Below are 22,355 nucleotides of genomic sequence, written 5' to 3' on the forward strand. Positions count from 1 at the left end.
TTTATGCTAAGTTTTATTTGTTACCAGCCGCCTTCATAAGGACGATGTTTTTTTATCTGACTGTTATTTTCACCACGATGATAATGTAGTCGCCAGGTGCTTTCCTTCGCTGTCTTGTTCCAAAAAGGATGATAATCAATAGCAAAAACGCGTTTTACCTGATTACTTCTTTGTTGATATAGATTAAAACCGCCGCCACCTTTAGCATACAAAAGAAAAGCAGCACGGTAATTACCGCTGCGCATCAGGCCATACATAGCTAGCGAGGTACCTAAGAAAATAGATGTTTTATAAGGAAAATTATTATCCTGATGTTTGGGCTCTTCGGCTTCACTTATAGTAGGCATCTAAGTAATCCAAGTAAATAAAGCTATATTTTACACTATCTTGATTAAAACGTGACCTTATTTGCTAAAAAAAATGTACCGTGTCGCAATAACGTATGAAAAGCTAACTATTTTTCTTTTAATTTTTTAGCGAGAGCAAAATTGCCTTTATTGAAGCCCAGGCTTTAATACTGGGCATTTTCGTCCGGGTTGCATTGACTGTCCTACATTTGAAATGTGTAATTGGTAAGTAATATTTTCTTTATAAAGTCTCCATAATGAACAGACTCAACATGGGCAGGATTTTCAGAAGAGACACATTTTGAAAGTGGGGAAACAGTAACGTCTAAGCTGCAGTTATAAAAAAATGGTATGGAGAAGCGCTGGTGATTACTTTTGTTAATAACGCGATGTTTTGTTGCTTTTAACTTCCCGTTAGACCAAATTGTCATCATGTGACCGGTGTTTAAAACAAAGCTGTCTTCTCTTGGCAAAACATCTAACCACTTATTATCATCAGTTAAGATTTGTAATCCTCCACTGTTATCCTGATGTAATAAAGTAATACAGCCGTAATCAGTATGAGGTGCTGAACCATATAAATCAGACGGTGCGTGAGAAGGTTTTGGTGGATAGGAGAGTAATCTAAGTAAAGCATTAGGCTCACGAAAATATTGATCTAGATAATGAGGCGAATAATCAAGAGCAACGGAGAAGGCTCTAATTAATAGCTTACTAAGCTTTTTTAACTCTGAATAATAATTTAATACTTGCTTTTTAAATTCAGGTAATTGAGTGGGCCATAGTTGTTCGCCACCAAGTACGCTAGAAAATTCTGGGCTATCTTTAGGGATATCATTAAGCAGTACAAACGATTCAGACTGATTACTTTTTTTGGCCTCACCTAATTCTGTTATTTTCAACGTTGAACTATTAACAGGTAAAAAGCCTCTTAAGTTTTTCTTAAAGCGAATTTTAATTTTTTCTTCAAACGGCAGTTGTTGAAAATTTTTTGAGGCAGTATAAATATCTTTAATAATTTGCTGCGGCACTCGATGATTAATAATTTGCCCAAAACCATAAGTAGAATAGGCAGCATAGATTTGCGATGCAACTTTTTCCAAACCATGCAATTTATTCGAAAATAATGGGTCTAAATCTATAGTAGGTATCATTAATTTTACCTTTCATTAAAATTTCTCATATAGTTATTATAGAATTTATATTTCAGATAATAAGTTGGCTTTAAAACCAAAATGCTTAGGGCCTTCTGCATCACCATCAATTGTCGCTACATTAAGCCAAGCGGCGGTGGCCATGGCATTTAAAATAGCGAGCCCCTTTTTATCTAAAGCCTTATTGTTTTAATTTTAGTAATAGATTTTAAATAATCAGGTATGGTTTAGAGGCAGGGCAGTCAAGGATTTACTTAGTAACTAAGACTACTAGATTGTATAGATATTTATATTATTTTGAACAATTTTTTAGCATTTATACAGCCAATTTTAATTCGATCTATTTCACTGATTGTTGCTTGATCAAACCATTCCGTAGCTTCTGTCATTTTTTCAAAGGGGTAATCCGTAGAAAATAAAATTTTGTCAGCTCCAATTTCTAAAATAGCATTAATTAATGCCTGAGTTCTAAAGTTCCCACTAGTCGTAATATAAAAATTCTCCTTAAAATAGTCACCTAATGGCCTCTTAGCTTTTATTCCCCGTGCAGACCACTTAATGCGATGGTCTATTCGCCAAATTACGAACGGTAACATTTCACCCATATGTCCAAGTATTATGGTTAATTTAGGATATTTATCAAAAAGACCACTAGCCATTAAACGCAATGCATGTGTCGCTGTTTCACAACCAAAAGCCCAAGCGCTTCCTAATAGCCAAGGGTGACCTTCATAACATTGCTGTTGGGTGATATAAGGTTCGCGGGGATAAAGGTAAAAAGGAACACCTAGTTTTTCAACTATTTCCCAAAATGGCCAATATTGGTCAAGATCGTAGTAGATGGCTTTGTTAATATTATCTAATTCAGAAAAGCCATTAACTAAGGCGCCAACAAAACCAAGCTCATTAATACAACGGATTAATTCTTCGATTGCAGCGTTAGGATCTTGCATAGGCAAGGCTGCAAAGCCTTTAAAACGTGTAGGATTTTTGCTAATTTGCTCAGCTAAAAAGTCGTTAGATCTTTTCGCCATTTCAATGGCTTTTAGTTTATTAGAAATACCCTGTATTGCCGGTGAGTTTTGTGAAAGAATGCTTAGTTCAATATTATTTTTATCCATTTTAGCTAATCTATATTCGTGGATATCTAGAATATATTTTTTAACTTCATCCCAAATTGCTAAATCAAAATAAACTTTAGAATTATCGACTAACTCAGCAATAGAAAAATGCTCTTCAAGCGCAATCTTATGATCCATAATTTAAATCTCAATGAAGCAAGTTTTTATAAATAACCCCGTCTTTCATAATGAGCATTAAATTATCTTTGAGATAATACAATAACTCTAAATCAATTAAGGGATTGCCTCTAACGACTAATAAATCCGCATAGGCTCCTGAGGCGATAGTGCCTAATTTGTCTTTCTGCATTAATAAGTTGGCATTAACTTCGGTCGCTGAACGAATAATATTAATAGGCAAGTCTAACTCTTGACGCATTTCAAACTCTCTCGTTTTTTCTTTTTGCGCCTCCGGCCCCCATAAATCAATGCCAAACCCAATATTTAGTTGATATTTTTTAGCCCACTTATAGACTTGTTGACTCATTTGATGAGTTTTCTTTAGATTTTCAATGATGCTTGGTGCTAAATTATTAACTTCAGCCGACTCAATTCTTTGAATTAGGGAATCAATTAAGCCAGGCATTAAGGTCATGCCCTTAGTCTCTACAATAGTAGCGTCAGAATGAGTAGGCGTTTTAGAAACAGCGCAAATTTCATTATCTTGCACCAATACATCATACCCTTCTTGTAGTTCATTAAAATCAGTCAAAATCAAATTTGCATTTTTAAAGAGATAGGATGTCCTCATCGCTTACCTAGAATAGCTATTAAAAGTATATTGGTTTAATTATAAACAATTTATCCTGAAAAAATTCGAAATAGACAGTAGTATTGCGCTAAGAAATTCATAAGCTATTTAAAAATAGACCCCTTTCCAAACTAGCATTGATGGCCAATTTCAGTCGAAAAAAGGTCTTCAAAATGCTCATGTACTTCATGTACACGGCATTTTTTCAGCTTTTTTCGACTGACCTTGTCTCATTACTGCCAGTTTGGAAAGAGGTCTAATAAATTAAATAAAAGATAAGCTAAGTTTAAAATTAACTAGGCAAATTTATGTATTATCTTTTAGCCTGCAATGATTACAAAACTATTAATTTAGACTCCATATGGCGGATTTTTTGGTAATCTAGGAAAATAGACTTGCGATCGCCTGCCAACGCGACAATCCCAATGCTTGTTAAATAATCAACGGTTTGTGGTACAAAATCACCATTTTTAAACCAAATATGTTGATTGAGAAAAGTTAGTAATTTAGGAATATTAGTAAGAGCTTCAACGTTAGCTAGTTGTCCATTAGCAGGTGATTTCAAAAAAACGGGTACAACGGTTTTTGTTAGTTCATAGTTTTTAATTGCTACATCGCCATCAGCATAAATCTCAACTAGTTTATCTGCTTGACTACTACCACTAGCTTCTCTGGCAAAACCAACAACTGGACCACCGCACATTCTGGCGCCTGTTTCTATAAGGCGTGGCCCTTCCTTCGTGAGCATAATTTCATTATGAGCAGCTCCCCAGCGAATTCCTAATGCATCTAGAGCTTTTTGTGTATAAGCGAATAATTCTTGATGTGCTTTTTCATTATAAGGAACAAATTCAACATAGTCGTAAATAGTTTGGCGATTATTAAAAGAGGTTTTATTATATTTAATCAAATGCGCTAAATAGTGTTTTCCATTAGCGCTTACCGTGCCTACCGCATATTCAGTACCAATAGCTTGTTCTTGTATAACAACAGTTTTGTTAATTGCTCCGCTCAATTTAGAGGGTTCAGTTAAAACTTGATTAAATGCTTTCTTCCAGTCTCCTTTGGCAGGAATGTGAAAGACTTTATCGCTACCGGCAGATATTGGCGGTTTAATTATCAACGGTGCATCAGTTAATTGATTTAGTTTAAGCCAAGTTTCAGCTTCATCTTCAGACGCAGTACTGATTGTCTTTAGAGCAGGAACCCCTGCTTCTTGCAAAGCTTTTTGCATAAGAGCCTTATGTAATCTATTGAGAGCTTTTTTAGGGTCATTAGCAAACTGAGGTGTTAGTATGGTAGCCAGTGTTTCTGCAAGAGGGACGCCTTCTTCAGTACCAGGAATAATGGCAAGAGGATTATATTTTCTAAGTATTGTTACAAGATTTGGTTGGTCTGGAATAATTTTAATAAAGTCTGCAGTTTGAATTTTTGCGCCAAAGCCAACCCATGATGCGGCGGGTTTAAGAGTAACTGCAATAGCAGGTATTCCGCGCGCTCTAAAAGCAGGAGCCAATTCTATTCCGGATGATAATGGATCTACAATAATAACAGGCCTATTCATATACAATGCTCTCTATTTGAGTTTTTTATCAACGTTAGTTGACATATAAATACAGCTAGCAATAACATCGCAGCCGGGAAGGGAAGGTAGCTTTCCTTAAATCCAGACGTAAGAATTAAGCCACCAAGTGAAGTTCCTAAAGCTGCACCTAATCCAAAAGCGGAAGTATTTATAGCAGCCAGAATAGACATAGGTCTTTGATACAATTCAAATAAAATTTGTTGTTGAGGATTAGTGGTAGCCCATCCAAAAACGCCCCACATAAAAAAAGGAATTAATCCTATATAGGGTAAATTTTTAGTAAATGGTATTGAAAGGATAGTCAGGGCAAGGCCAAGCAAAACGAGAGCCATAATACCTTGTGGTTTTTGAGTACAATCGATAATAATTCCAACTAATGAGCTTCCTATAAACCCTCCCAATCCCCAACTAAATAAAATCATTGTAAGTGAATGGGCAGAGCCTGATTGAAGCAAGGTAATATATGAAAATAGACCTAAACTTGCTGAAGCTGTAAAACAAGAAATCCCAATTACCGATAGTGTTTTTTTGTTAATTAAAAGGCGAAGCTCATTACCCAAAAGCTGGGAATTAGGCAGTTTTATATCAGCATTTTGTAGGGCCAAACCAATTAATGCTATTAAGCTTAACATGATGATATAGGCCATCGACAACTGCCAATTAAATACGGATGATAGGTAAAGTCCAATAGGAGTGCCAAATACAACACCTGCACTGTTAGCACTCCATATAAAACCTAAGCCTCGCCCCTTGGCTGATGTTTTAACAACATGAACTGCTAGGGTGATACATAATGGTGTAAAAATACCAGCGCCTACGCCTGCAAGCATTCTTCCAATTAAAAAAATCGCAAGATTTTCAGCAAGTAGGGTTATTAAATTGCCAAGGATAAATAGAGTAAGTGCAAATTGAATGATAGCCTTTATTGGTTTATTAGCGAGGAGCACTGTAAAGAGCAGAGCAGAAAGAAGGTAGGTTAAGCTAAATAAGGTAATACCTTGTCCAGTTACAGCAATGGATTGGTTAATGGTTTCGCCTATTAAGGGGAGAAGGCCTGCAATTAAAAAAGTATTACAACCTACTGCAAACATTCCTATGGCTAAAAAAATTAAACTAGTTACCATTTGCTAACTAACTCAACTAGGCACTGAGCTTTATCTAGTGGGGCGACTGCTTGAATATAAGAGTCCGGTCTAACTAAAATCGCTTGATTGAAGTAGTGAGTGCACTTCGTCCAGAGGTTTTCTTTAGATTTATCAGGATAAATCTGAATAATTTTTACATAGTCTGGTAGCTTTAGTTTTAAATTACCATAACCAAAAATTAATAAAGTAAACTTTCTATAATTTAGAAGAGAATAAAGCCTTGTTTTGACAGTGCCGTTAAAAATTTCAAAATCAAAGAGGCGTGAGCCGCAAAGTTCTTCTTTGCCATAGCGAATCCCCATCCCTGTAATATATCCTGCCCGTCTTTGAATAATTTTTACATAATCTTCTGCATGCGTTCCATTTTGCGAATACTTAGTTGAACGAACAAGCTCGCCAGAAGTATCAATGACACTTTGAGCAACTGCGCGGCGTTCGCTTTCATAACTTTGTAGTAATTTAGTGGGCATATTAAAATTAATAACCATATTTAATTTCCACATTAAATTAAATGCATCTGCAAGACCTGTATTTAGACCTTGTCCGCCATTAACTGAATGAATATGGCAGGCATCACCGGCAAGAAAGATACGATCGTTTGTAAAGAATTTCTCAGCTACAGATTCTTTAACTGAAAATTGGGAAAACCAAATAATCTTCTTAAAACTTAAGACATGAGGCTGTATAGCACGATTAATTTTGTTAACCGCTTCCTCCAAGGTAAATTCTTTGATATCCATTCTCACATAAAATCTATCAATCTCTCCTTCTCTTGGAATCCAGGCTACATCAGATGAATCTGTCTGAAAAACAATAATTTCTGGAACTTTTGGAAAATCTGTGTCGATAATACCATCAATAACAGCCCATATAATTTGGGGCCTTATGATTTCAAAAGGTATTTTAAAATGGTTTCGCACGAAGGATTGGGCGCCATCTGCACCAATGACATAACTTGATTGAATACGCTCACCATTGGTAAGAGTCGTAAGACAACCGCCATTATTAAGCTCGATGTTTTCAATTGCAGTTAAACGCTTTACAGGTCTGCCAAACTCTCTAATTTTTTTATTCAACATTTGTTCTATATAAGATTGGCCAAGCATTAAAAAATGTTTATGCAAGCAGCCTTCTAACTCCTCCCACCATGAAGATTGACGTGAGATAAATTTTCCCCCAGCCCACACAGAGCTGGTATTGCATGTTTTACCTAAAGGATAAAGCTCAGCAAATAAGTTAATTATTTCAAGTAATTGTAACGTGCGTGCGTTCAGAGCGTCTGCTCTACCTACTTCTAGAGGGCCCTCATTTTTATCAACAATCATGGTACGCAAGCCACAAAGTTGTCCTAGATAAGCGCACATAAGGCCTACAGGGCCTGCTCCAACAATTAAAATATCTGCTAATTGTGTATTCATTCGTACGATTCCAAGCCAGGATTATTGAACGGTCGATTACTCAAAACATGAACTCGTTGAATATGACGAGGTGACTTAGAAGTAAATCCTTCTCTTCCATGTAAGAGAGAAAAATTATCAGCAATAACTATATCGCCATCTTGCCACTCATGGGCATAGAAAGTTTTAGCTGAGTACAGCGCCTTTACTAAACTCTGATGGAAGATGCCTAGCTCTTCTTGACTTACGCCCGTAAACTCAAGATCAGGTGGATTTAAAAAATGACCCTTGTTTTCTAAGGGGGGCTCATTATAACGAATAATGGGAAAGTTTTTATGGGGATGTTTGGTAATAATAGGGGATACTGTTTTACTATTATAGAATTCCATTTTTCTTTTATAAACGCCTGTTACCTTGCTCCAGAGGCTTTTTTCACTAGAAGAAGCGTGTTCTAGAGCTAAAATGGTATTGGAAAAAGTGGTTCTTCCGCCTTGTCCTGCTAAGGGTGCTCTTACACAATGAAAAATCTGATATTCAGGAACCTGGGGCCGATACATGCCATCCCAATGGAGAGGAACATAATTATTATCGAAAATGTGATCTTCTGGATTTTCTTGCTCAATTAATTCAAGTACTTTGCCAAACGGCCAAATACTAATTTCTCCCCATTGCTCACAGTAATCAGAAAACTCATTACTATTTTGAAAAGTACGAAATCCTCGTAATAATACAAGTTGTTCTTGCCAAAATAATTTGCGCAAGTTTTCAATCTCTAGATCTTGTACATGAACATTCTCATTTTTAGGTTCTAAGAGTACGCCAAATGGTTTAAGCGGTGTCACTTTATAATTCATGCTATTCTCCTGTTAAGGTATAATGACTATGACGCCCGTCAGCAGAAGAGATTAACTTAGCGCCTAAAGCTTCAGCTTCTGCACGTTTTAACAAGATATAGCCTTCCTCTCTTTGCACAGCAACGCCATGCCAAGGAGTCATCCAGCTTTCATTACCTACTAAGCGAATGCCTAGTTTTTTTGCTCCACAAGGTTGTGGGTGAATGGACAAACGAACAGCCTCTGGAAAATACTCAGCAATTAACTGACTCCAGGCATTACTTCTCCTGATAACTTCATAAGCTTTAGAACGAGCTTCTTTTTGAATGGCAGAGCGGCTTTTAATTTGGTCTATATGCATGGCGTCTTCAAATAAAAAGCGGGTAATGCCGCGATACATATAATTGGCTTCTTGTTCATCAGGAGTTGCTGAAGGTTGTGCGCCATTACGAATCTTCTGTTTAAGAAAATCTAGTGATTTTCCATAGTGCTTCATAAGTTCGCTACGCATTTGGGTAAAGGTAAGTTCCTTATAAAGGCAATCAAGATTAAAAGTTGATATGTCTGAAAGGGACATTTCTGCTATGAATTTGTCTAATTCAATTTGATAAGCACTGACATGTTTTTCTAGCATTCCAACTATATCACTGAAAACTCTTCCATCAGAGCACAAAATTATTTTAATTCCAGGAGTATAAATTTTTTTTATTCTTTGACAGAGATTGCCAAGAAAATAAAGAGACAGGCGTTCAGCTAAATCGGGTAATGGCCCTAATACTTTTTCAGGATTAGGCGATTTCCCAGGGAAGGCTGGTAAGACAAAAGTAACCGGTTGATTATTCTTTATGGCAGCGATTATCTTTGGTAAATGAGGTGACGTGCACTTTTGACAATCTATATCGCCACATGAAGATGTTGATTCTGGCACACGGCGAAAAAGCATAACCTCAGCTAATATTTTGTTAGCTATTTCCGTAGCAAAATCCCTATTCTCAAGTTTATCAAAACTATTAATAGAATGATTCGATATTATCCTAAAATTGGAAGCTGTATTGTTCATTTTTTACCTCCTAAGGATATATTACAAACTTTATTTCAATAAATAAAATTACTTATTTTAATCATTATGATAAGATTTATTTATATCTTATCCTGGTACCGATCTTATGTCCTTGTCATTGGATGATATAAAGTATTTTGTTACCGTTACGGAAACCCTTAACTTGACAAGGGCTTCTGAAATCATTGGGATCTCTCAACCAGCATTAAGTTATGCGATAAAAAGGCTTGAGAGTAAACTTGGCGGGCAGTTACTTATTAGGCTTAAAACTGGTATCCAACTAACGAAATTAGGTGAGGAATTTAAAAAACGTGCTCATCGCTTATTACATGAGTGGGAGCAAGCTCAAAACTTAGTTAATCCAGAATCAGGGCTAGTGCAAAGAAGCTACACTATTGCTGTTCATCCGTCAGTTGCTCTTTATACTCTAGAGTTCTTTTTACCAAAACTTTATGCTGATTTTCCTGGCCTAGATTTTAATTTTATTCATGGTCTCTCAAGAGAGATGGCTGAAAAAGTAATTAGTTGGGAAGCAGATTTTGGTATTATTGTTAATCCCATAGAACATCCAGATTTGGTGATTCGGAAGCTATGCACTGATGAAGTTACTATTTTTTATGCCGAAAATGCAGTAGAGAAACTTATTTATGATAAAAATCTTTCTCAATCACAATTTATACTTAAGAAGATTAATAAAAAGATAAATTTTAATGGCCTACTAAGTTCATCTAATCTAGAAGTTGCTGCTAAATTAACTGCTATTGGTCTTGGCTATGGTATTTTACCTACCAGGGTCGCTTCTCAATATACCCATCTTAAAAAACTAGAAGAGGCACCTATTTTTAAAGATGAAATTTGTCTAGTATATCGCCCTGAAAAACATAACAATTTAGTAAGTAAAAAAATTATTGAAGCCATTAAGGTGCTATCACAGTAAATAAATGAGGAGAATGACATTGAGGTTGAAAATCTAATTATGCGTTTCTTTATCAACGCTACGATGGCTAAAGAAGGTACTTTAATCTTTTTATTTAAAAACTTAACGGGCTAAGTTTTATCTTAACTAAACCACCTGCTTATTTGAGAAAACTCAGAAATTTTACCTAATATGAGCTATATTTTCTTCTGTTAACCACAGAAAGGGAGTTTCAAATGAGGAATATTAATTTGTCTTATAAGTTGAAAGGACTCAATCATTTTTTTATTGCACTTTTTTTATTAGTTAGCCCATTGGGTGCTTATGCTGCATGCTGTGCTGGCCATGGCGGCGTTACTTCTTGTAATAAGTCTACAGGTCATCAGATGTGTAAAGACGGCACAGCGTCGCCTAGCTGTACTTGTACTAAGGCTAAATCAAAAGCCACCAAAACACCGCTTTCAACTACCCTTCCAGCTGCTGACTCTAAAAGTAACTCTCATGGTAATACAATGACTAAAGGTTGTTGCTCACGTCATGGCGGGATAGCTCAATGTGATAAGGCTCGAGGTCACCAAATATGTAAAGATGGTACTGCATCACCTGCTTGCGCTTGTCATTAAGCTGGCTACAAAAAAATTATATAGCCTTGATGAAGCACAGAGAATCAAAGTTCAATTGGCTCTTTGTATCGTTAGCTACTTGACACGATTAGGTTTATCAAGGCTATTTAAGAAAGATTAGAAATTTTCACGATAAATAAAATGGCGGTAACTTTTAATATCTGAAAAATTTGATTACATATTAGAGCAATAATTTTTCTATTCTTAATAGTAAATGAAATTTATTCAATGCTAATTAATAACTGAGTATTCATTAGTAAGAAGGTTAAAGTAGAGGTATAACGGTTTTGCACATAACTGTAAAATCCTATTATTAAAATTATAAAGATTATCTGGCTATTGCAAGAAAAATTTACAAAAACACTAAAGTAAACTAGAACTTATAGTACTCACATGTAAATTACAAAAATAATACCTATGAAATCATTGAAGGTGGACGTTTGTATTATCGGCGCTGGCTTTGCCGGTTTGGCGGCAGCCTATAAACTGAAACAATCGGGTAAAACCTTAGTTGTATTGGAAGCACGTGATCGGGTTGGTGGTCGCGTCTATACCCATTCTCTGTCTAATAATATAGCTATAAATCGAGGGGGTACCTGGTTAGGTCAAGGCCACCAGCGCATGCATGCTCTTGTCAAAGAATTAGGCATGGCAACATACCGGCAATATGTGCAAGGCGACAATTTAATGATCTTAAATGGCAAGACTCATCGTTACGCTGGCACACTCCCGAGTATTAATCTACTAGCACTTGCCGACGTTGGTCTAGCTATGAATAAGCTCAATAGAATGGCAAAACAAGTTCCTCTTGATTCGCCTTGGAATAGCAAAAAAGCCAAAGAATGGGATTCACAAACTATTGGTGGTTGGATTAGTTCACGCTGGCATGTGACTACAGACACAGGACAAAAAATCATACGATCAATCTTTAGTGATTTATTTATGTCAGATCCCGCCGAAGTCTCCCTGTTGCATGGCCTTCACTTAATTCATTCTCTTAAGAGCTTAGAATGGATACTGTCTGCTATTGGAGGCGCGCAGCAGGATTTAATTGTGGGTGGCATGCAAGGTATTGCTGACCAGCTTGCCGCAAAGCTTGGAGCAGATACAATACACCTTAAAGCACCCGTACAACATATCCAACAAGATAACGAGTCCATTAAAGTAAGAGCTACTAATCTAACTGTGCAGGCCGAACGGGTAATTATTGCTATTCCACCAATACTGGCTTCGCGTATTAATTATGAGCCAGCCTTGCCTTTAATTAAATCTCAATTGCTGGAACGCTCAGCTCCCGGTCAAGGTATCAAGTGGCACGCTGTTTATAAGGAAGCATTCTGGCGTAAAGAAGGTCTTACCGGGCAAGGAGCAGATATGGACGATGTTCCGAATGTTACCATAGACTGTTCGCCAGTTAGTGGAGAGACAGGTGTAATTGCAGGCTTTGCTTTTGGTCCTTCGGCTCGGAAGTTAGCCAGTTATTCCGCAGAGGAACGGTTAGAAGTTTGGATAAAGGGTTTGAAAAAACGTTTTGGCCCTCGTGCTGCAGAGCCTATCGCTGTTGATGAATACGATTGGTCAGCAGATCCTTGGGCTCGTGGTGATATGTTTGCTCATTATGCCCCAGGGGTACTCACGGGATTTGGGCGAGCTCTTCGTGAACCTTGTGGTCGCATTCATTGGGCCGGTACAGAGACTGCAATAAAATGGAGTGGTAGCATCGAAGGTGCTACTCTTTCAGGTGAACGGGCAGCGGAGGAAGTACTTAAATTATGTTAGAACAAACTACTTCTCCTAGCGCACCTGCACCATGGCAACTACGTGGCCAAGGATATATTTGTTTATTAAAGGCCTCCTCAATACACGCAAATTTTAAGTCTTCTATTCCAGAAGAGCTTAGTAATTGTAAAAAAAGCAATGCGTATTCGCTAATGATATTGGTAGACTATACTGAATCTCCTGTGGGCCCTTACTACGAATTACTGTTTATTCCAGGCTATTTTGATCTAAATGGACAGCAATATCTTTCCATCACGCGTATCTTTGTTTCATCCATGGATAGCGTAATTAACGGCCAACAAAATTGGGGCATTCCTAAGGAATTAGCTGAATTTGAGGTGCATTATGATAAACTTGGACTCGATAGAGTCATAGTCAGCAAGCAAGGAAAAGTCTTTGCCGATCTCACCTTTCGTTCCTGGCCTTTGCCTATGCCATTTACTACAAGCTTTGTACCTAAAACATGGCGCACTTTTATACAATATGATAAAACCCACATTTTTAACTTTCGTCCTGAGGCTTATGGATGGGTAAGACCTGCAAGGCTAATCAAAGCGTGTATCAACCCCGATGAATTTCCCGCTGTTAAACCAGAGCATATTATAGCCACTATAAAGATTACCCATTTTAAAATGACCTTCCCTAAAGCGAATATTGAAGTTAAAAATCAATAAAGAATTATTTTATTACTTTAATAGGATTATGGTTTTTTCTTAATCTTATTGGGATGTATAAATTAGCTTATATCATCTTTAGCGTTTTAAAAAGATACAACCTTTAATGAAAACTTTGCTTGATTTAAAGATATTATCTATATTTGTTAATCTCAGGAAAGATCATAATTCATACTTGTACAATTTAAATTAAGCTATGATCTTATTAGGTAAGCAAATTTCAACATTTTATTTGTGCAGGAGCTATTTTCTAATGGCACATAAACATAAAATAATCGTTATCATTCTCATACTATTAATTAGTATTAGTTTATTTATTTTAAATTAATTCATAAAAGCAAGCGTAGGTTAGGCCATTCGGCCTAACAAATACTTTTCAATTCGACACGAGCTCTAAATTTAAAACCGATAAAGCGAGGTAGCTTTAATGCAGTATAGTGCAACCAAGGTTTAGAGAATAATCGTTATCTCAAATTATTGGGCTAAGGCCTGCTCTAGGTTTGCAAGACACCACCGTAAATAAATTGCAAAAGTGATTTAATGAATGGGGCCGGTGATTACGTCTTGCTTCATCTAGGCTTGCTAATTTGATTTTAATATTTGGCTCTAATACACCTAGCGTTTTAATAAGAATAGTCTATCAAAAAAACCATAAAGCAATTGCTGATTTATTATTTTTTTCACAATCGGCACAATTTAAATTAATACGGATTTTTTAATTTATTTCTTGCTATTTCACAGGTGGTTTATTACTTTACGCAAGTTTATAATAAATGGAATTTTTTTATGATAGAAACACCACTATTAGAAGTCATTCAATCAAATATATTTGCTAAATACCACTTACCACTTATAAAACAAAAAACACTAGATAAGAATAAATATTGGAATTTTTTAACCCCTCAACAATCCTATGGTGTATTATCTGCCTGTAGACGAGCGGCTTTGATTAATATTTTGTTTAATATACTTAAAGAGACTCAGCCTGACGCTGCCAATCTAATTACCCCAGAAGATTTATTTTATTTGCAAATCATAGCTTTATTTGCTCATTCCATTTGGGAAAATAACTTAAATGATGAAGGCCTCTTAGCAATTAAAGTTAATTGTCAAAATTTTTTGAAAAGTATTGGTGTTAATCATACACTTGCTCATCAATTCGCCCAGCTGCTTGATCCTAATGAATTATCGTCTCAAAGTCCAAAGCAAAATTGGTTAAAAATTATTTTTAACAGTGCTGATTCACTGAATAATATGCGTAAAGCAAATTCAATGTTTAGTATTAATAAAATACCTTTGTTCGCAGAACTTAAAAAAATTAACAAAGAAAAATTAATAGAAGGACTAGCTAAAGAAGTATTAGACATGATGGTTCTGCAGCAGGATATTGGGATTAATGGCGTACAGATTATGGATGAAAAATATGATCTGATTTATGAAAAACGCAGCCCTCATCCAAAGTCAAAGGTCAAAGTTCATTATGAGTATTCGAATCATTGTTATGAGGACGTTATAAAAGATATAAAAAAATTTTCGATGTTATCTCAGTACTACAAAAATGATACGTTACCTTCACGCAAGGTAAATGTATTAGAAGATATAAAGATTAAACAACGAGACGAAATAAGACACGCTGCACACACGATAACGATTAATAATGATTTTCTCTTTAAATCATTGCGCGGTGACAATGCCAATTATTTTTTACAATTTATAGATGGCGTCATATCGCCTTTTATTCATCATCCTCTACGTTTTAAGAGTAAAAAGATATACACGGTAGATGGAAAAGGGGTGCATTTACGCAGTGAAAAAATCCCTACCTATAATAAAGAACAAAAAAAATTATATTCAAAAAAACAATCTACAACTTATGGCATGCCTGATTTACAACCTAATCCTTTTAATTTCTCCGAAGAAAAAGTGAAAACAGTAGGGGTTATCTTTTTTGATATGAAAAACGCCTTGCTAGCTGATCACTTATTAACACGCGATGCTGGTTCTGCTGTCCGCCCCAATGATTTTAATTTCTTGCCACAAGCTGAACAATATTTTAAACGACGAGTTAATAAAGTCTTATTTGCCAAAGATAATATTGAAGCATTCAAGACGGCTTTACGCAATGAAAAAGACTATAAATATCATAATGAAGTCTTTGCTCATTTGCGCTTTACTGCAGATGATAGTTGTCAAGTATTTATCAATGTGGATACGTTAGAAGCACGATTATTGGCTCAAATTTATGCCAGGATGATCTATGCGCGCTTAAGTAATGTTAATGAGTGCCCACCCGATTATGAAGTAAAGATTTGCTATTATATGCCTACATCGGCCTTACACTTAAAACAATATACGAAGCAAGAGCAAATGTTAGATATCGCGGAGGCCGAAGAAATCCTACAAAACGATGACTATTTGCTCGAAAAGATATTAGAAAATAATTTTGAATTGTTATTTTTTTTACCTCCTGAATTTCTTATTAAGTATTTAAACAAGAATGTAGATGGGCATTCTTTAATTATCAAGATACTTAGCCAAGGTTATTTACATATTTTAGATTTTTTTGTGGAATTAAAATTACTGGATACTCAAATTCTAGAAAAATTAATTGCTACGCATATTCAAGAATTGCATGACACAAAAACACTTATTCAAATTGCCTATTTTGCAATTAAAAAAGATAGGCCACTTATTTTCCAGCAAGTTTTGCAAACACTATCTAAGCAACCAGATTATGAAAATTATATTAATGAAGTGGTTGAGGTGCCAGGTTGTAAAGAAAACTTATTACAATCGGCATTTAATTTACAGAAAGAGAGTTATATTCATGCATTATTAAAATTAAAATCGATTAATATTAATCAGGTAGATACTGATGGTAATAATATTTTCCATTATGCCGTTTTAACAGGTAATGAGTACTACGTTCGATTGGCCCTTAATTTAGGTGTTGATATTAACGCCGTAAACGGTCGAGGTTTTACTGGGCTACATTATGCAGTGGCGTTGGGTCATTGTGATATTGTCCGCTTTTTATTATCGCAATCAACTTTTACACAATTTAATGCAGAAGTTGAGGTTTCAAATGGACTTTATTATCAAAAACTATCATTGCTTGAATTAGCTGCAACACAAGATCAAGTTGAAGTACTGAAAATACTGCATCAAGATGGTCGCTTTGATTTTAGTGCAGAATGTGATTTTAAAAGAACTCTTTTATCAGTAGCAGAGTATAATCCTTTAACTTTAGCTTACTTATTAACCTTGCCTGAAATCGATTTTAAAAAGAAAGATGTCAAGAACTACAATGGTGGAAAAAATGCGCTACATAAAGCTGCAGCAAATGGTTTTGTTGACATAGTAAGGACGCTATTGGAAAAAGGTATGCCAATTAATGATACAAGTTTAGCCGAAAAAGAGACAGCACTCCATTGTGCCATTGACTTTGAAGATAGCGATGATGTCAACATGCAAGATCGCATTGAAATTATTAGGTTACTTCTGGCTGCTGGTATAGATAAAAATGCCGTCAACTCATCAGGAGAAAGCGCGCTAGGTTTAGCAGTTACTAAAGATTGTGCACCAATAATAAAATTCTTGATAGAAAATGGTTGTAAGGTAAAAGGCATTAAAGGAGCTCTAGTAGAAGCTGCTTTGGAATGGAGCAATCATGCAATTCCAAAATTAATAAAATATGAAATTCAAGCGAAAGCTAAAATGTTTGGCCGCTTTTTTCATCATGAACATGAGAAGCAAGATATAACCAATGCTCAAAGTGACTCTTTAGACAGTAAAATAACCCTAAACAATTAGTTGATTTATCAAGCGTGGCAACTGCCTTAAATTTAAAAACAGTTGCTACGTCACTAAGTGATTATGGCAGTGTTCTACACTTACTCACGAGATATAAGAGCCACTTAAATGCCTGGAGCTCGCAGACAAGCTGCAGGATATAAGCAGACAGCTGATACCTAAAAGGCTCTAAGCGATGGCATTTGGTATTCTCCAGCTGCTTAAATTCCACATTTCTATGAGCCTACGTTCCGCGACTTGTTGCGGAATCTAGCAAACGGTAGCGACTGTCTTGAATTTTAATCCAAGACGTTGCGTTGATGTATCCTTCTTTAAGAGTAATTAAATCTTTTAATAACACTGTCAATGATTTGTTCCTTAGCTTCTTTAAAAAAAGCTAACCTTATGTTTAGATAACTGTCAGAATTAGAATTAACTTTGCTTGCTTGGTTAATATTTTGCTCGACGTCTGATAGGCTTTGTTTAGATTTTTCAACTTCCTTAAGTTTGATATAAGGTAAGAATTGATTCATCAGCTTTAATAGATCTGCAAATATGTCACCAACGTGTGTTACCGTTTTTTTCCTAAACAACATTGGTGGCAGAAATTTATCATGCGTTCCATTGTGCTTAAAATATGGATTACCAGTGATGGCATTACCGGCTCGAGCAAAATCTAGTAAAACATTATGAGATTTTTCTACATAATCAGACTCTAATAATCCTGATAAATTCTCAAGATTATTTTTATTTATTCTCTCAATATTACCCCAACATCTAACCAAGTCGCTATGATGACTTAAGTCAAGCACGGCTTTAATTAATTTTGATTTATTGATCTGTATTGATTTATCGCCTTCATAACCTTGATAAGGGAGTGATTTGGTCAATTCTTCATCTATGATAGGTACGTAATGACACATATTAAAGGCAATATTGTCAATAAGTGCTACATTAAATTCAACTGCCTTGGCAATTTCTGTAAATATTAAGGCCGAGCGTTCTGCATTACTGGGATCATTAATCCCACCACGTTCATTAGTTCTGCCAGCTCTAAATAGAAAAGCTGCTAACATCACAGCTTCTCTTTCTTCATCGGTAAGATGCTGAAGCGCATTTTTAATTTCGGGTAAACCAACGATGGCAATAGTCTCTAATAAAAATTGAGTATTGACTGCCTGTCTTAGACTATGTCCCACATCGTGATTTGGGCGATAAATAATAACACCATCGACTTCCATAAAATTATGTTTCATATCTACATAAGGAGTGTTAATGATGTGGTCTGCGAGTGCTTGATAGAATGACGTATTAAATTCTTTTTTCAACCAATATTTTTTCCAGTTTGCATCAATAGTAATGGTTACCTGATAAGAATTATTGTGAGATGAAGTAGAGTTAATTACCAATGTATCCATAATGATTTTCGGCGCTACGATTTATTGGTTTAAGTGAGCGACATATTGCTAGTGAAGATAATTTTTGTCAATCAGGTTTGAGAAATAATGAATGTTTTAAAATGTTGGGCCGGGTGGCCCAACCTACGCTTGCTAAAATTTTACATACCTTCAACGTCTAACTCAAAATCGATGTTACCACGTGTGGCATGACTGTAGGGACAAATTTTTTCGTGCGTTTCCTCTACTAATTCTTTTGCTTCGCTAGTAGAAAGAGAGGGAACTTTAACATTCATTTTAACTGAAATACCAAACCCTCCGCCTTCACGAGGACCAACAGAGACATGACATGTTACTATTGCACCGTTAACTTTTTTCTTGTGTTGACTTGCCACAAATTCTAATGCGCCACCAAAGCAAGCTGCATAACCTGCAGCAAAAAGATGTTCTGGTGTAGTGGTATTCGGTAATCCAGGTCCCCCCATCTCTTTGGGAACAGAAAAATCTGCACTAACCGAATGATCGGTGGTTTCAGAATGGCCGTTGCGTCCTCCTGTATTAGTTGCCGTTGCAGTTACTAGCGGTTTTATGGTATTTACTGACATACTGCTCTCCTTGTTCTTTGGGGGCTTACTTACTCTAATTGTAAAGTTTCGTATTCACAAAAATATAGTTCTAGTTTCGAGAAAAAATTTCTAACTTAGTATAATTTAAACTGAGCATTAATTCCTAATGAATTGAATTCATAAAATCTCTAGATTATGCTGTTCTACAGCTAAGCCATACTACGTTATCCATGCTCATTTGAGTCAAAGGAAACGAGTACTTTTTACTTTCATGTTATGTTTTCAGCGAGGTAGCCTTGACGCAGCGCAGCGTAATCAAGGTTTAAAGAATAATAATTATCGCAAATTAGTGGGCTAAGGCCTGCTCTACGTTTGCAAGACATGTACAGTAAATAATTGCAAAAGTGATTTAACGAGTGGGGCCCTTGATTACGCTGCGCTACATCAAGGCTATGCTGGCTTAGCAAAGGAAGCTAACCGTTCCCTTCTTATTAAAATCATAAAATTTTTATTCATAAGTAATAACTGCTCGAAATCGTACTTCGCCTTTATCAACTTTTTCATAAGCTCGTTGTATTTCTTTGAAGGGATAGGTTTCTGTATAAACTTTCACTTTTCCTTTTGAAACCATATCAAGAGCCTCATAAAGATATTCGCTTCCATTTTGTTGACTACCTATAATTCGAATTCGTTTCATAATTAAATCGGTCATTGAAATTTGCAATGGTTTTTCATCAAATCCCATTGCAACAAATCGCCCATCGGGACGTAATCCAGCTATACTATCTACCATTGCTTGGTTTGAATTAGTTGTGCTCAGGACGATATCGGCACCACCCATTTTCGCAAGCTCGGCACCAGAACGAACTATTTCATCTGCGCCCAATTCTTTAATAAGCTTATCTTTATCAGATGAGTGTGAAATTGCAATGGTATCGAAACCTGCAGCTTTAGCATATTGAACAGCCAAATGACCTAGGCCCCCTATACCTAATACAGCAATTCGTTCGTGAGGTTTAGGATCTGACCACCGTAATCCCGACCATACAGTATATCCTGCGCAAAAAATAGGAGCCGCTTGTTCAAAACTGACATTATCTGGAATGAGCATGGTGGCATCAGCATAAGCCAGCATAAACTCAGCATGACCTCCAGGCAGTTGCATTCCTGTTGCTATTTGGTTAGAACAAAACATAGGACGATTACTTAAACACCATTCACATCGCCCGCATGTGGCTTGAATCCAGGGAACCCCAACACGATCGCCAATTTTTCGATTAACGACACCAATTCCTAATTCCACAATTTCGCCAACAGGCTCATGTCCCAAAGTGCGAGGAAATTCGCCAGGTAAATGACCATTTGTTTGATGGACATCTGTATAACAAAGGCCACTCGCATGAATTTTAATGAGCACTTGATTAGGACCAACTACAGGCTTTTTAACTTCACGAATCTCCCACTTGGCTTTCGCAGAGGGTACAATAGCTGCTTTCATATGATCTCCTTATCTAAGGCAACGTATTATTGCAATTTGTTAATATATAATACTGGGGCTTCAATGAAAATTCCCTATTTAGCCTTCCAGTTCCTCAGCCGGCGTAGCCTGGGAGTAGGCCTAAAGGGCCGTATCCCAGGTTTACATTCTTGTTAATTATATTCACTATAATCCCTGAGTTTGAACAAAACCATTTTTTTTAAATTACAGGATGATTGGATTTCTTATGAATAGAAATTTATAGGGGTTTGTTGAGCTAGGGAAGTTAAATGAAAACCTGGGATACGACCCTTTGGGCCTACTCCCAGGCTACGCCAGCTGCTTAACCATAAAATGAATAGTGATGTAGCCGCAGGTTACATTGCGAAAGATGTAAAAGGTTTACGTAAACCAATGCCGCAAATTATAAATTTTATAAAAAAGCCATGTTGATTAGTAAACATCTATAATAGATTATTTTACATATATCTCAAAATGAGATAAAATTCAATTTAATAAGGTATTTATTTGTTATGCATATTATAACTAGAAGAAGAATTACAGAAGCTAAGGCATTGTTTCCACAGTGTGCATCTGCTTTAGCTGGATGGTTAAAAGTTGTAGAAGAGAACGAATTTAAAAACTTTGCTGAGTTAAAGGCTTCCTTTAATAGTATTGATAAAGTGGATGATTTATATGTGTTTGATATAGGAGGTAATAAACTCCGTTTAATAGCAAGCATTCATTTTAACCGGAAAAAATTATATATACGCTATATCTTGACCCATGAAGAATATGACAAAGATAAGTGGAAGGAGTAAGTATGACTGCTTTAACAAACAATAATTATTTAGAAGAGACAATCCAATATTGGAAACATATCGCCCCTATTATTCATGAGCCTCAAAATGATGATGATTATGAGAAACTTGCTCGTATGCTTGATCAATTATTAGATATTGTTGGTGGCGATGAATCTCATGAATTAATAGGATTAGTTGATGTGATTAGCTATATGATCGCTAGGTATGATGAAAATCATGGTGAGCAACCTCAGAAAGGAAGTGGGGTTAATGCCTTAAAGTTTCTCATGCAGCAACATGGTTTAGATCAAAGTGATCTTAAAAATGAAATTGGAAGCCAAGGTGTTGTTTCTGAAATCTTAAACGGAAAACGACAGCTTAATATTTCTCATATTAAGAAATTGGCAGAGCGATTTCATGTTACGCCAGCTACTTTTATTGATTAGGCTTAAAGTTATATAGCAAGCGTAGCCTGAATGAAGGGCTCTACACTATTTGAGGGGGCACTTTAATCGATATAGCCTAAGCTAAGCCTTTGAATTTGCGGATAAAGACCAGATTAAGAGTTTCCTAATTCAGGGAAGACCAATAATTTGTTGATTTTACTAGAAATGTTGGTGGGCCCACTAGGACTTGAACCTAGGACCAACGGATTATGAGTCCGCTGCTCTGACCAACTGAGCTATGGGCCCGAAGGAAGGTGTATTGTAATCTTAAATTTAAAAGAAAACCATAATAATTTTATATTAAATTGCTAAAAGAAGGGGCACTAATTGATCTTTTTCACAATTGAATTTGTAAATGGTCATACACTAGGTAATGAAAGACTACATTTAACGTATCTTGAGCTAAAATTCAATTTTTACCAAATCTAAAATAACTATTAAGTAGAAAAGTAGCCTGGGTGAAACGAAGTAAAACCCAGGTTTCGGCCG

19 protein-coding genes and 1 tRNA gene are annotated in these 22,355 nt (G+C 36.0%); 7 read left to right on the top strand and 13 right to left on the bottom strand.

Going from position 1 to position 22,355, the window contains the following annotated elements; all coding sequences use genetic code 11:
• Positions 1 to 20: 20 nt before the first annotated feature.
• The 9 genes from ACNVED_RS02405 to ACNVED_RS02445 all read right to left on the bottom strand — a co-directional run bounded on the left by ACNVED_RS02405 (position 21) and on the right by ACNVED_RS02445 (position 9,393).
• Positions 21 to 347: a hypothetical protein gene (locus tag ACNVED_RS02405; protein ID WP_419420166.1), complete on the bottom strand. Its 327-nt coding sequence runs from the start codon at positions 345 to 347 to the stop codon at positions 21 to 23.
• 203 nt (positions 348 to 550) lie between these two features.
• Complete coding sequence (locus tag ACNVED_RS02410; RefSeq protein WP_419420167.1) at positions 551 to 1,501, bottom strand: isopenicillin N synthase family dioxygenase; 951 nt, start codon at positions 1,499 to 1,501, stop codon at positions 551 to 553.
• Positions 1,502 to 1,788: 287 nt separating this feature from the next.
• Positions 1,789 to 2,760, bottom strand: a complete 972-nt coding sequence (locus ACNVED_RS02415) for an amidohydrolase family protein (RefSeq protein WP_419420168.1) — start codon at positions 2,758 to 2,760, stop codon at positions 1,789 to 1,791.
• Positions 2,761 to 2,770: 10 nt separating this feature from the next.
• Complete coding sequence (locus ACNVED_RS02420; RefSeq protein ID WP_419420169.1) at positions 2,771 to 3,373, bottom strand: hypothetical protein; 603 nt, start codon at positions 3,371 to 3,373, stop codon at positions 2,771 to 2,773.
• 334 nt (positions 3,374 to 3,707) lie between these two features.
• Positions 3,708 to 4,937: an ATP-grasp domain-containing protein gene (locus ACNVED_RS02425; protein WP_419420170.1), complete on the bottom strand. Its 1,230-nt coding sequence runs from the start codon at positions 4,935 to 4,937 to the stop codon at positions 3,708 to 3,710.
• Positions 4,934 to 6,082, bottom strand: a complete 1,149-nt coding sequence (locus ACNVED_RS02430; protein ID WP_419420171.1) for an MFS transporter — start codon at positions 6,080 to 6,082, stop codon at positions 4,934 to 4,936. The genes ACNVED_RS02425 and ACNVED_RS02430 overlap by 4 nt, the downstream gene beginning before the upstream one ends.
• On the bottom strand, positions 6,076 to 7,521 hold the full coding sequence (locus tag ACNVED_RS02435) for an FAD-binding protein (protein WP_419420172.1): 1,446 nt from the start codon (positions 7,519 to 7,521) through the stop codon (positions 6,076 to 6,078). The genes ACNVED_RS02430 and ACNVED_RS02435 overlap by 7 nt, the downstream gene beginning before the upstream one ends.
• Positions 7,518 to 8,354: a TauD/TfdA dioxygenase family protein gene (locus ACNVED_RS02440; RefSeq protein WP_419420173.1), complete on the bottom strand. Its 837-nt coding sequence runs from the start codon at positions 8,352 to 8,354 to the stop codon at positions 7,518 to 7,520. Before ACNVED_RS02440 ends, ACNVED_RS02435 begins: the two co-directional genes overlap by 4 nt.
• Position 8,355: 1 nt before the next feature.
• Entirely contained in the window at positions 8,356 to 9,393 is a 1,038-nt protein-coding gene (locus ACNVED_RS02445; RefSeq protein WP_419420174.1) for an L-tyrosine/L-tryptophan isonitrile synthase family protein, read from the bottom strand.
• A 106-nt stretch (positions 9,394 to 9,499) separates the two neighbouring features.
• Here ACNVED_RS02445 and ACNVED_RS02450 point away from each other — a divergent pair, with 106 nt between their 5' ends.
• The 5 genes from ACNVED_RS02450 to ACNVED_RS02470 all read left to right on the top strand — a co-directional run bounded on the left by ACNVED_RS02450 (position 9,500) and on the right by ACNVED_RS02470 (position 17,198).
• Positions 9,500 to 10,330, top strand: coding sequence for a LysR family transcriptional regulator (locus ACNVED_RS02450; protein ID WP_419420175.1), 831 nt, complete (start codon positions 9,500 to 9,502; stop codon positions 10,328 to 10,330).
• 215 nt (positions 10,331 to 10,545) lie between these two features.
• Entirely contained in the window at positions 10,546 to 10,932 is a 387-nt protein-coding gene (locus ACNVED_RS02455; protein ID WP_419420176.1) for a hypothetical protein, read from the top strand.
• A gap of 417 nt (positions 10,933 to 11,349) precedes the next feature.
• Positions 11,350 to 12,711: a flavin monoamine oxidase family protein gene (locus ACNVED_RS02460; RefSeq protein ID WP_419420177.1), complete on the top strand. Its 1,362-nt coding sequence runs from the start codon at positions 11,350 to 11,352 to the stop codon at positions 12,709 to 12,711.
• A complete protein-coding gene (locus ACNVED_RS02465) occupies positions 12,705 to 13,385 on the top strand; it encodes a hypothetical protein (RefSeq protein WP_419420178.1) in 681 nt (226 codons plus the stop codon). Before ACNVED_RS02460 ends, ACNVED_RS02465 begins: the two co-directional genes overlap by 7 nt.
• A gap of 786 nt (positions 13,386 to 14,171) precedes the next feature.
• Positions 14,172 to 17,198, top strand: a complete 3,027-nt coding sequence (locus tag ACNVED_RS02470; protein WP_419420179.1) for an ankyrin repeat domain-containing protein — start codon at positions 14,172 to 14,174, stop codon at positions 17,196 to 17,198.
• Between the two features lie 311 nt (positions 17,199 to 17,509).
• Here the strand turns inward: ACNVED_RS02470 and ACNVED_RS02475 are convergent, their stop codons facing one another.
• The 3 genes from ACNVED_RS02475 to ACNVED_RS02485 form a co-directional block, all read right to left on the bottom strand.
• The gene (locus ACNVED_RS02475; protein ID WP_419420180.1) at positions 17,510 to 18,595 is read right to left on the bottom strand and encodes a SidE phosphodiesterase domain-containing protein; all 1,086 of its coding nucleotides are present in this window, start codon (positions 18,593 to 18,595) and stop codon (positions 17,510 to 17,512) included.
• 140 nt (positions 18,596 to 18,735) lie between these two features.
• Complete coding sequence (locus ACNVED_RS02480; protein ID WP_419420181.1) at positions 18,736 to 19,179, bottom strand: organic hydroperoxide resistance protein; 444 nt, start codon at positions 19,177 to 19,179, stop codon at positions 18,736 to 18,738.
• 469 nt (positions 19,180 to 19,648) lie between these two features.
• The gene (locus ACNVED_RS02485; protein ID WP_419420182.1) at positions 19,649 to 20,638 is read right to left on the bottom strand and encodes an alcohol dehydrogenase catalytic domain-containing protein; all 990 of its coding nucleotides are present in this window, start codon (positions 20,636 to 20,638) and stop codon (positions 19,649 to 19,651) included.
• Positions 20,639 to 21,150: 512 nt separating this feature from the next.
• Here ACNVED_RS02485 and ACNVED_RS02490 point away from each other — a divergent pair.
• Both ACNVED_RS02490 and ACNVED_RS02495 read left to right on the top strand, forming a co-directional pair.
• A complete protein-coding gene (locus ACNVED_RS02490) occupies positions 21,151 to 21,438 on the top strand; it encodes a type II toxin-antitoxin system HigB family toxin (protein ID WP_419420183.1) in 288 nt (95 codons plus the stop codon).
• Positions 21,439 to 21,440: 2 nt separating this feature from the next.
• Positions 21,441 to 21,866 carry a helix-turn-helix domain-containing protein gene (locus ACNVED_RS02495; RefSeq protein ID WP_419420184.1) on the top strand — a complete coding sequence of 142 codons (426 nt, stop codon included), beginning with the start codon at positions 21,441 to 21,443 and terminating at the stop codon, positions 21,864 to 21,866.
• A 169-nt stretch (positions 21,867 to 22,035) separates the two neighbouring features.
• On the opposite strand, the gene ACNVED_RS02500 is transcribed toward ACNVED_RS02495, so the two are convergent.
• A tRNA-Ile gene (locus tag ACNVED_RS02500) sits at positions 22,036 to 22,112 on the bottom strand.
• Positions 22,113 to 22,355 lie beyond the last annotated feature (243 nt).

This window comes from Legionella sp. D16C41 (assembly GCF_048541585.1).
GTDB lineage: Bacteria > Pseudomonadota > Gammaproteobacteria > Legionellales > Legionellaceae > Legionella_C.

Excerpts from the sequence above, each read along its gene's own strand:
- ACNVED_RS02405 (WP_419420166.1), bottom strand. The coding sequence starts at position 347 with ATGCCTACTATAAGTGAAGCCGAAGAGCCCAAACATCAGGATAATAAT.
- ACNVED_RS02410 (WP_419420167.1), bottom strand. The coding sequence starts at position 1,501 with ATGATACCTACTATAGATTTAGACCCATTATTTTCGAATAAATTGCAT.
- ACNVED_RS02415 (WP_419420168.1), bottom strand. The coding sequence starts at position 2,760 with ATGGATCATAAGATTGCGCTTGAAGAGCATTTTTCTATTGCTGAGTTA.
- ACNVED_RS02420 (WP_419420169.1), bottom strand. The coding sequence starts at position 3,373 with ATGAGGACATCCTATCTCTTTAAAAATGCAAATTTGATTTTGACTGAT.
- ACNVED_RS02425 (WP_419420170.1), bottom strand. The coding sequence starts at position 4,937 with ATGAATAGGCCTGTTATTATTGTAGATCCATTATCATCCGGAATAGAA.
- ACNVED_RS02430 (WP_419420171.1), bottom strand. The coding sequence starts at position 6,082 with ATGGTAACTAGTTTAATTTTTTTAGCCATAGGAATGTTTGCAGTAGGT.
- ACNVED_RS02435 (WP_419420172.1), bottom strand. The coding sequence starts at position 7,521 with ATGAATACACAATTAGCAGATATTTTAATTGTTGGAGCAGGCCCTGTA.
- ACNVED_RS02440 (WP_419420173.1), bottom strand. The coding sequence starts at position 8,354 with ATGAATTATAAAGTGACACCGCTTAAACCATTTGGCGTACTCTTAGAA.
- ACNVED_RS02445 (WP_419420174.1), bottom strand. The coding sequence starts at position 9,393 with ATGAACAATACAGCTTCCAATTTTAGGATAATATCGAATCATTCTATT.
- ACNVED_RS02450 (WP_419420175.1), top strand. The coding sequence starts at position 9,500 with ATGTCCTTGTCATTGGATGATATAAAGTATTTTGTTACCGTTACGGAA.
- ACNVED_RS02455 (WP_419420176.1), top strand. The coding sequence starts at position 10,546 with ATGAGGAATATTAATTTGTCTTATAAGTTGAAAGGACTCAATCATTTT.
- ACNVED_RS02460 (WP_419420177.1), top strand. The coding sequence starts at position 11,350 with ATGAAATCATTGAAGGTGGACGTTTGTATTATCGGCGCTGGCTTTGCC.
- ACNVED_RS02465 (WP_419420178.1), top strand. The coding sequence starts at position 12,705 with ATGTTAGAACAAACTACTTCTCCTAGCGCACCTGCACCATGGCAACTA.
- ACNVED_RS02470 (WP_419420179.1), top strand. The coding sequence starts at position 14,172 with ATGATAGAAACACCACTATTAGAAGTCATTCAATCAAATATATTTGCT.
- ACNVED_RS02475 (WP_419420180.1), bottom strand. The coding sequence starts at position 18,595 with ATGGATACATTGGTAATTAACTCTACTTCATCTCACAATAATTCTTAT.
- ACNVED_RS02480 (WP_419420181.1), bottom strand. The coding sequence starts at position 19,179 with ATGTCAGTAAATACCATAAAACCGCTAGTAACTGCAACGGCAACTAAT.
- ACNVED_RS02485 (WP_419420182.1), bottom strand. The coding sequence starts at position 20,638 with ATGAAAGCAGCTATTGTACCCTCTGCGAAAGCCAAGTGGGAGATTCGT.
- ACNVED_RS02490 (WP_419420183.1), top strand. The coding sequence starts at position 21,151 with ATGCATATTATAACTAGAAGAAGAATTACAGAAGCTAAGGCATTGTTT.
- ACNVED_RS02495 (WP_419420184.1), top strand. The coding sequence starts at position 21,441 with ATGACTGCTTTAACAAACAATAATTATTTAGAAGAGACAATCCAATAT.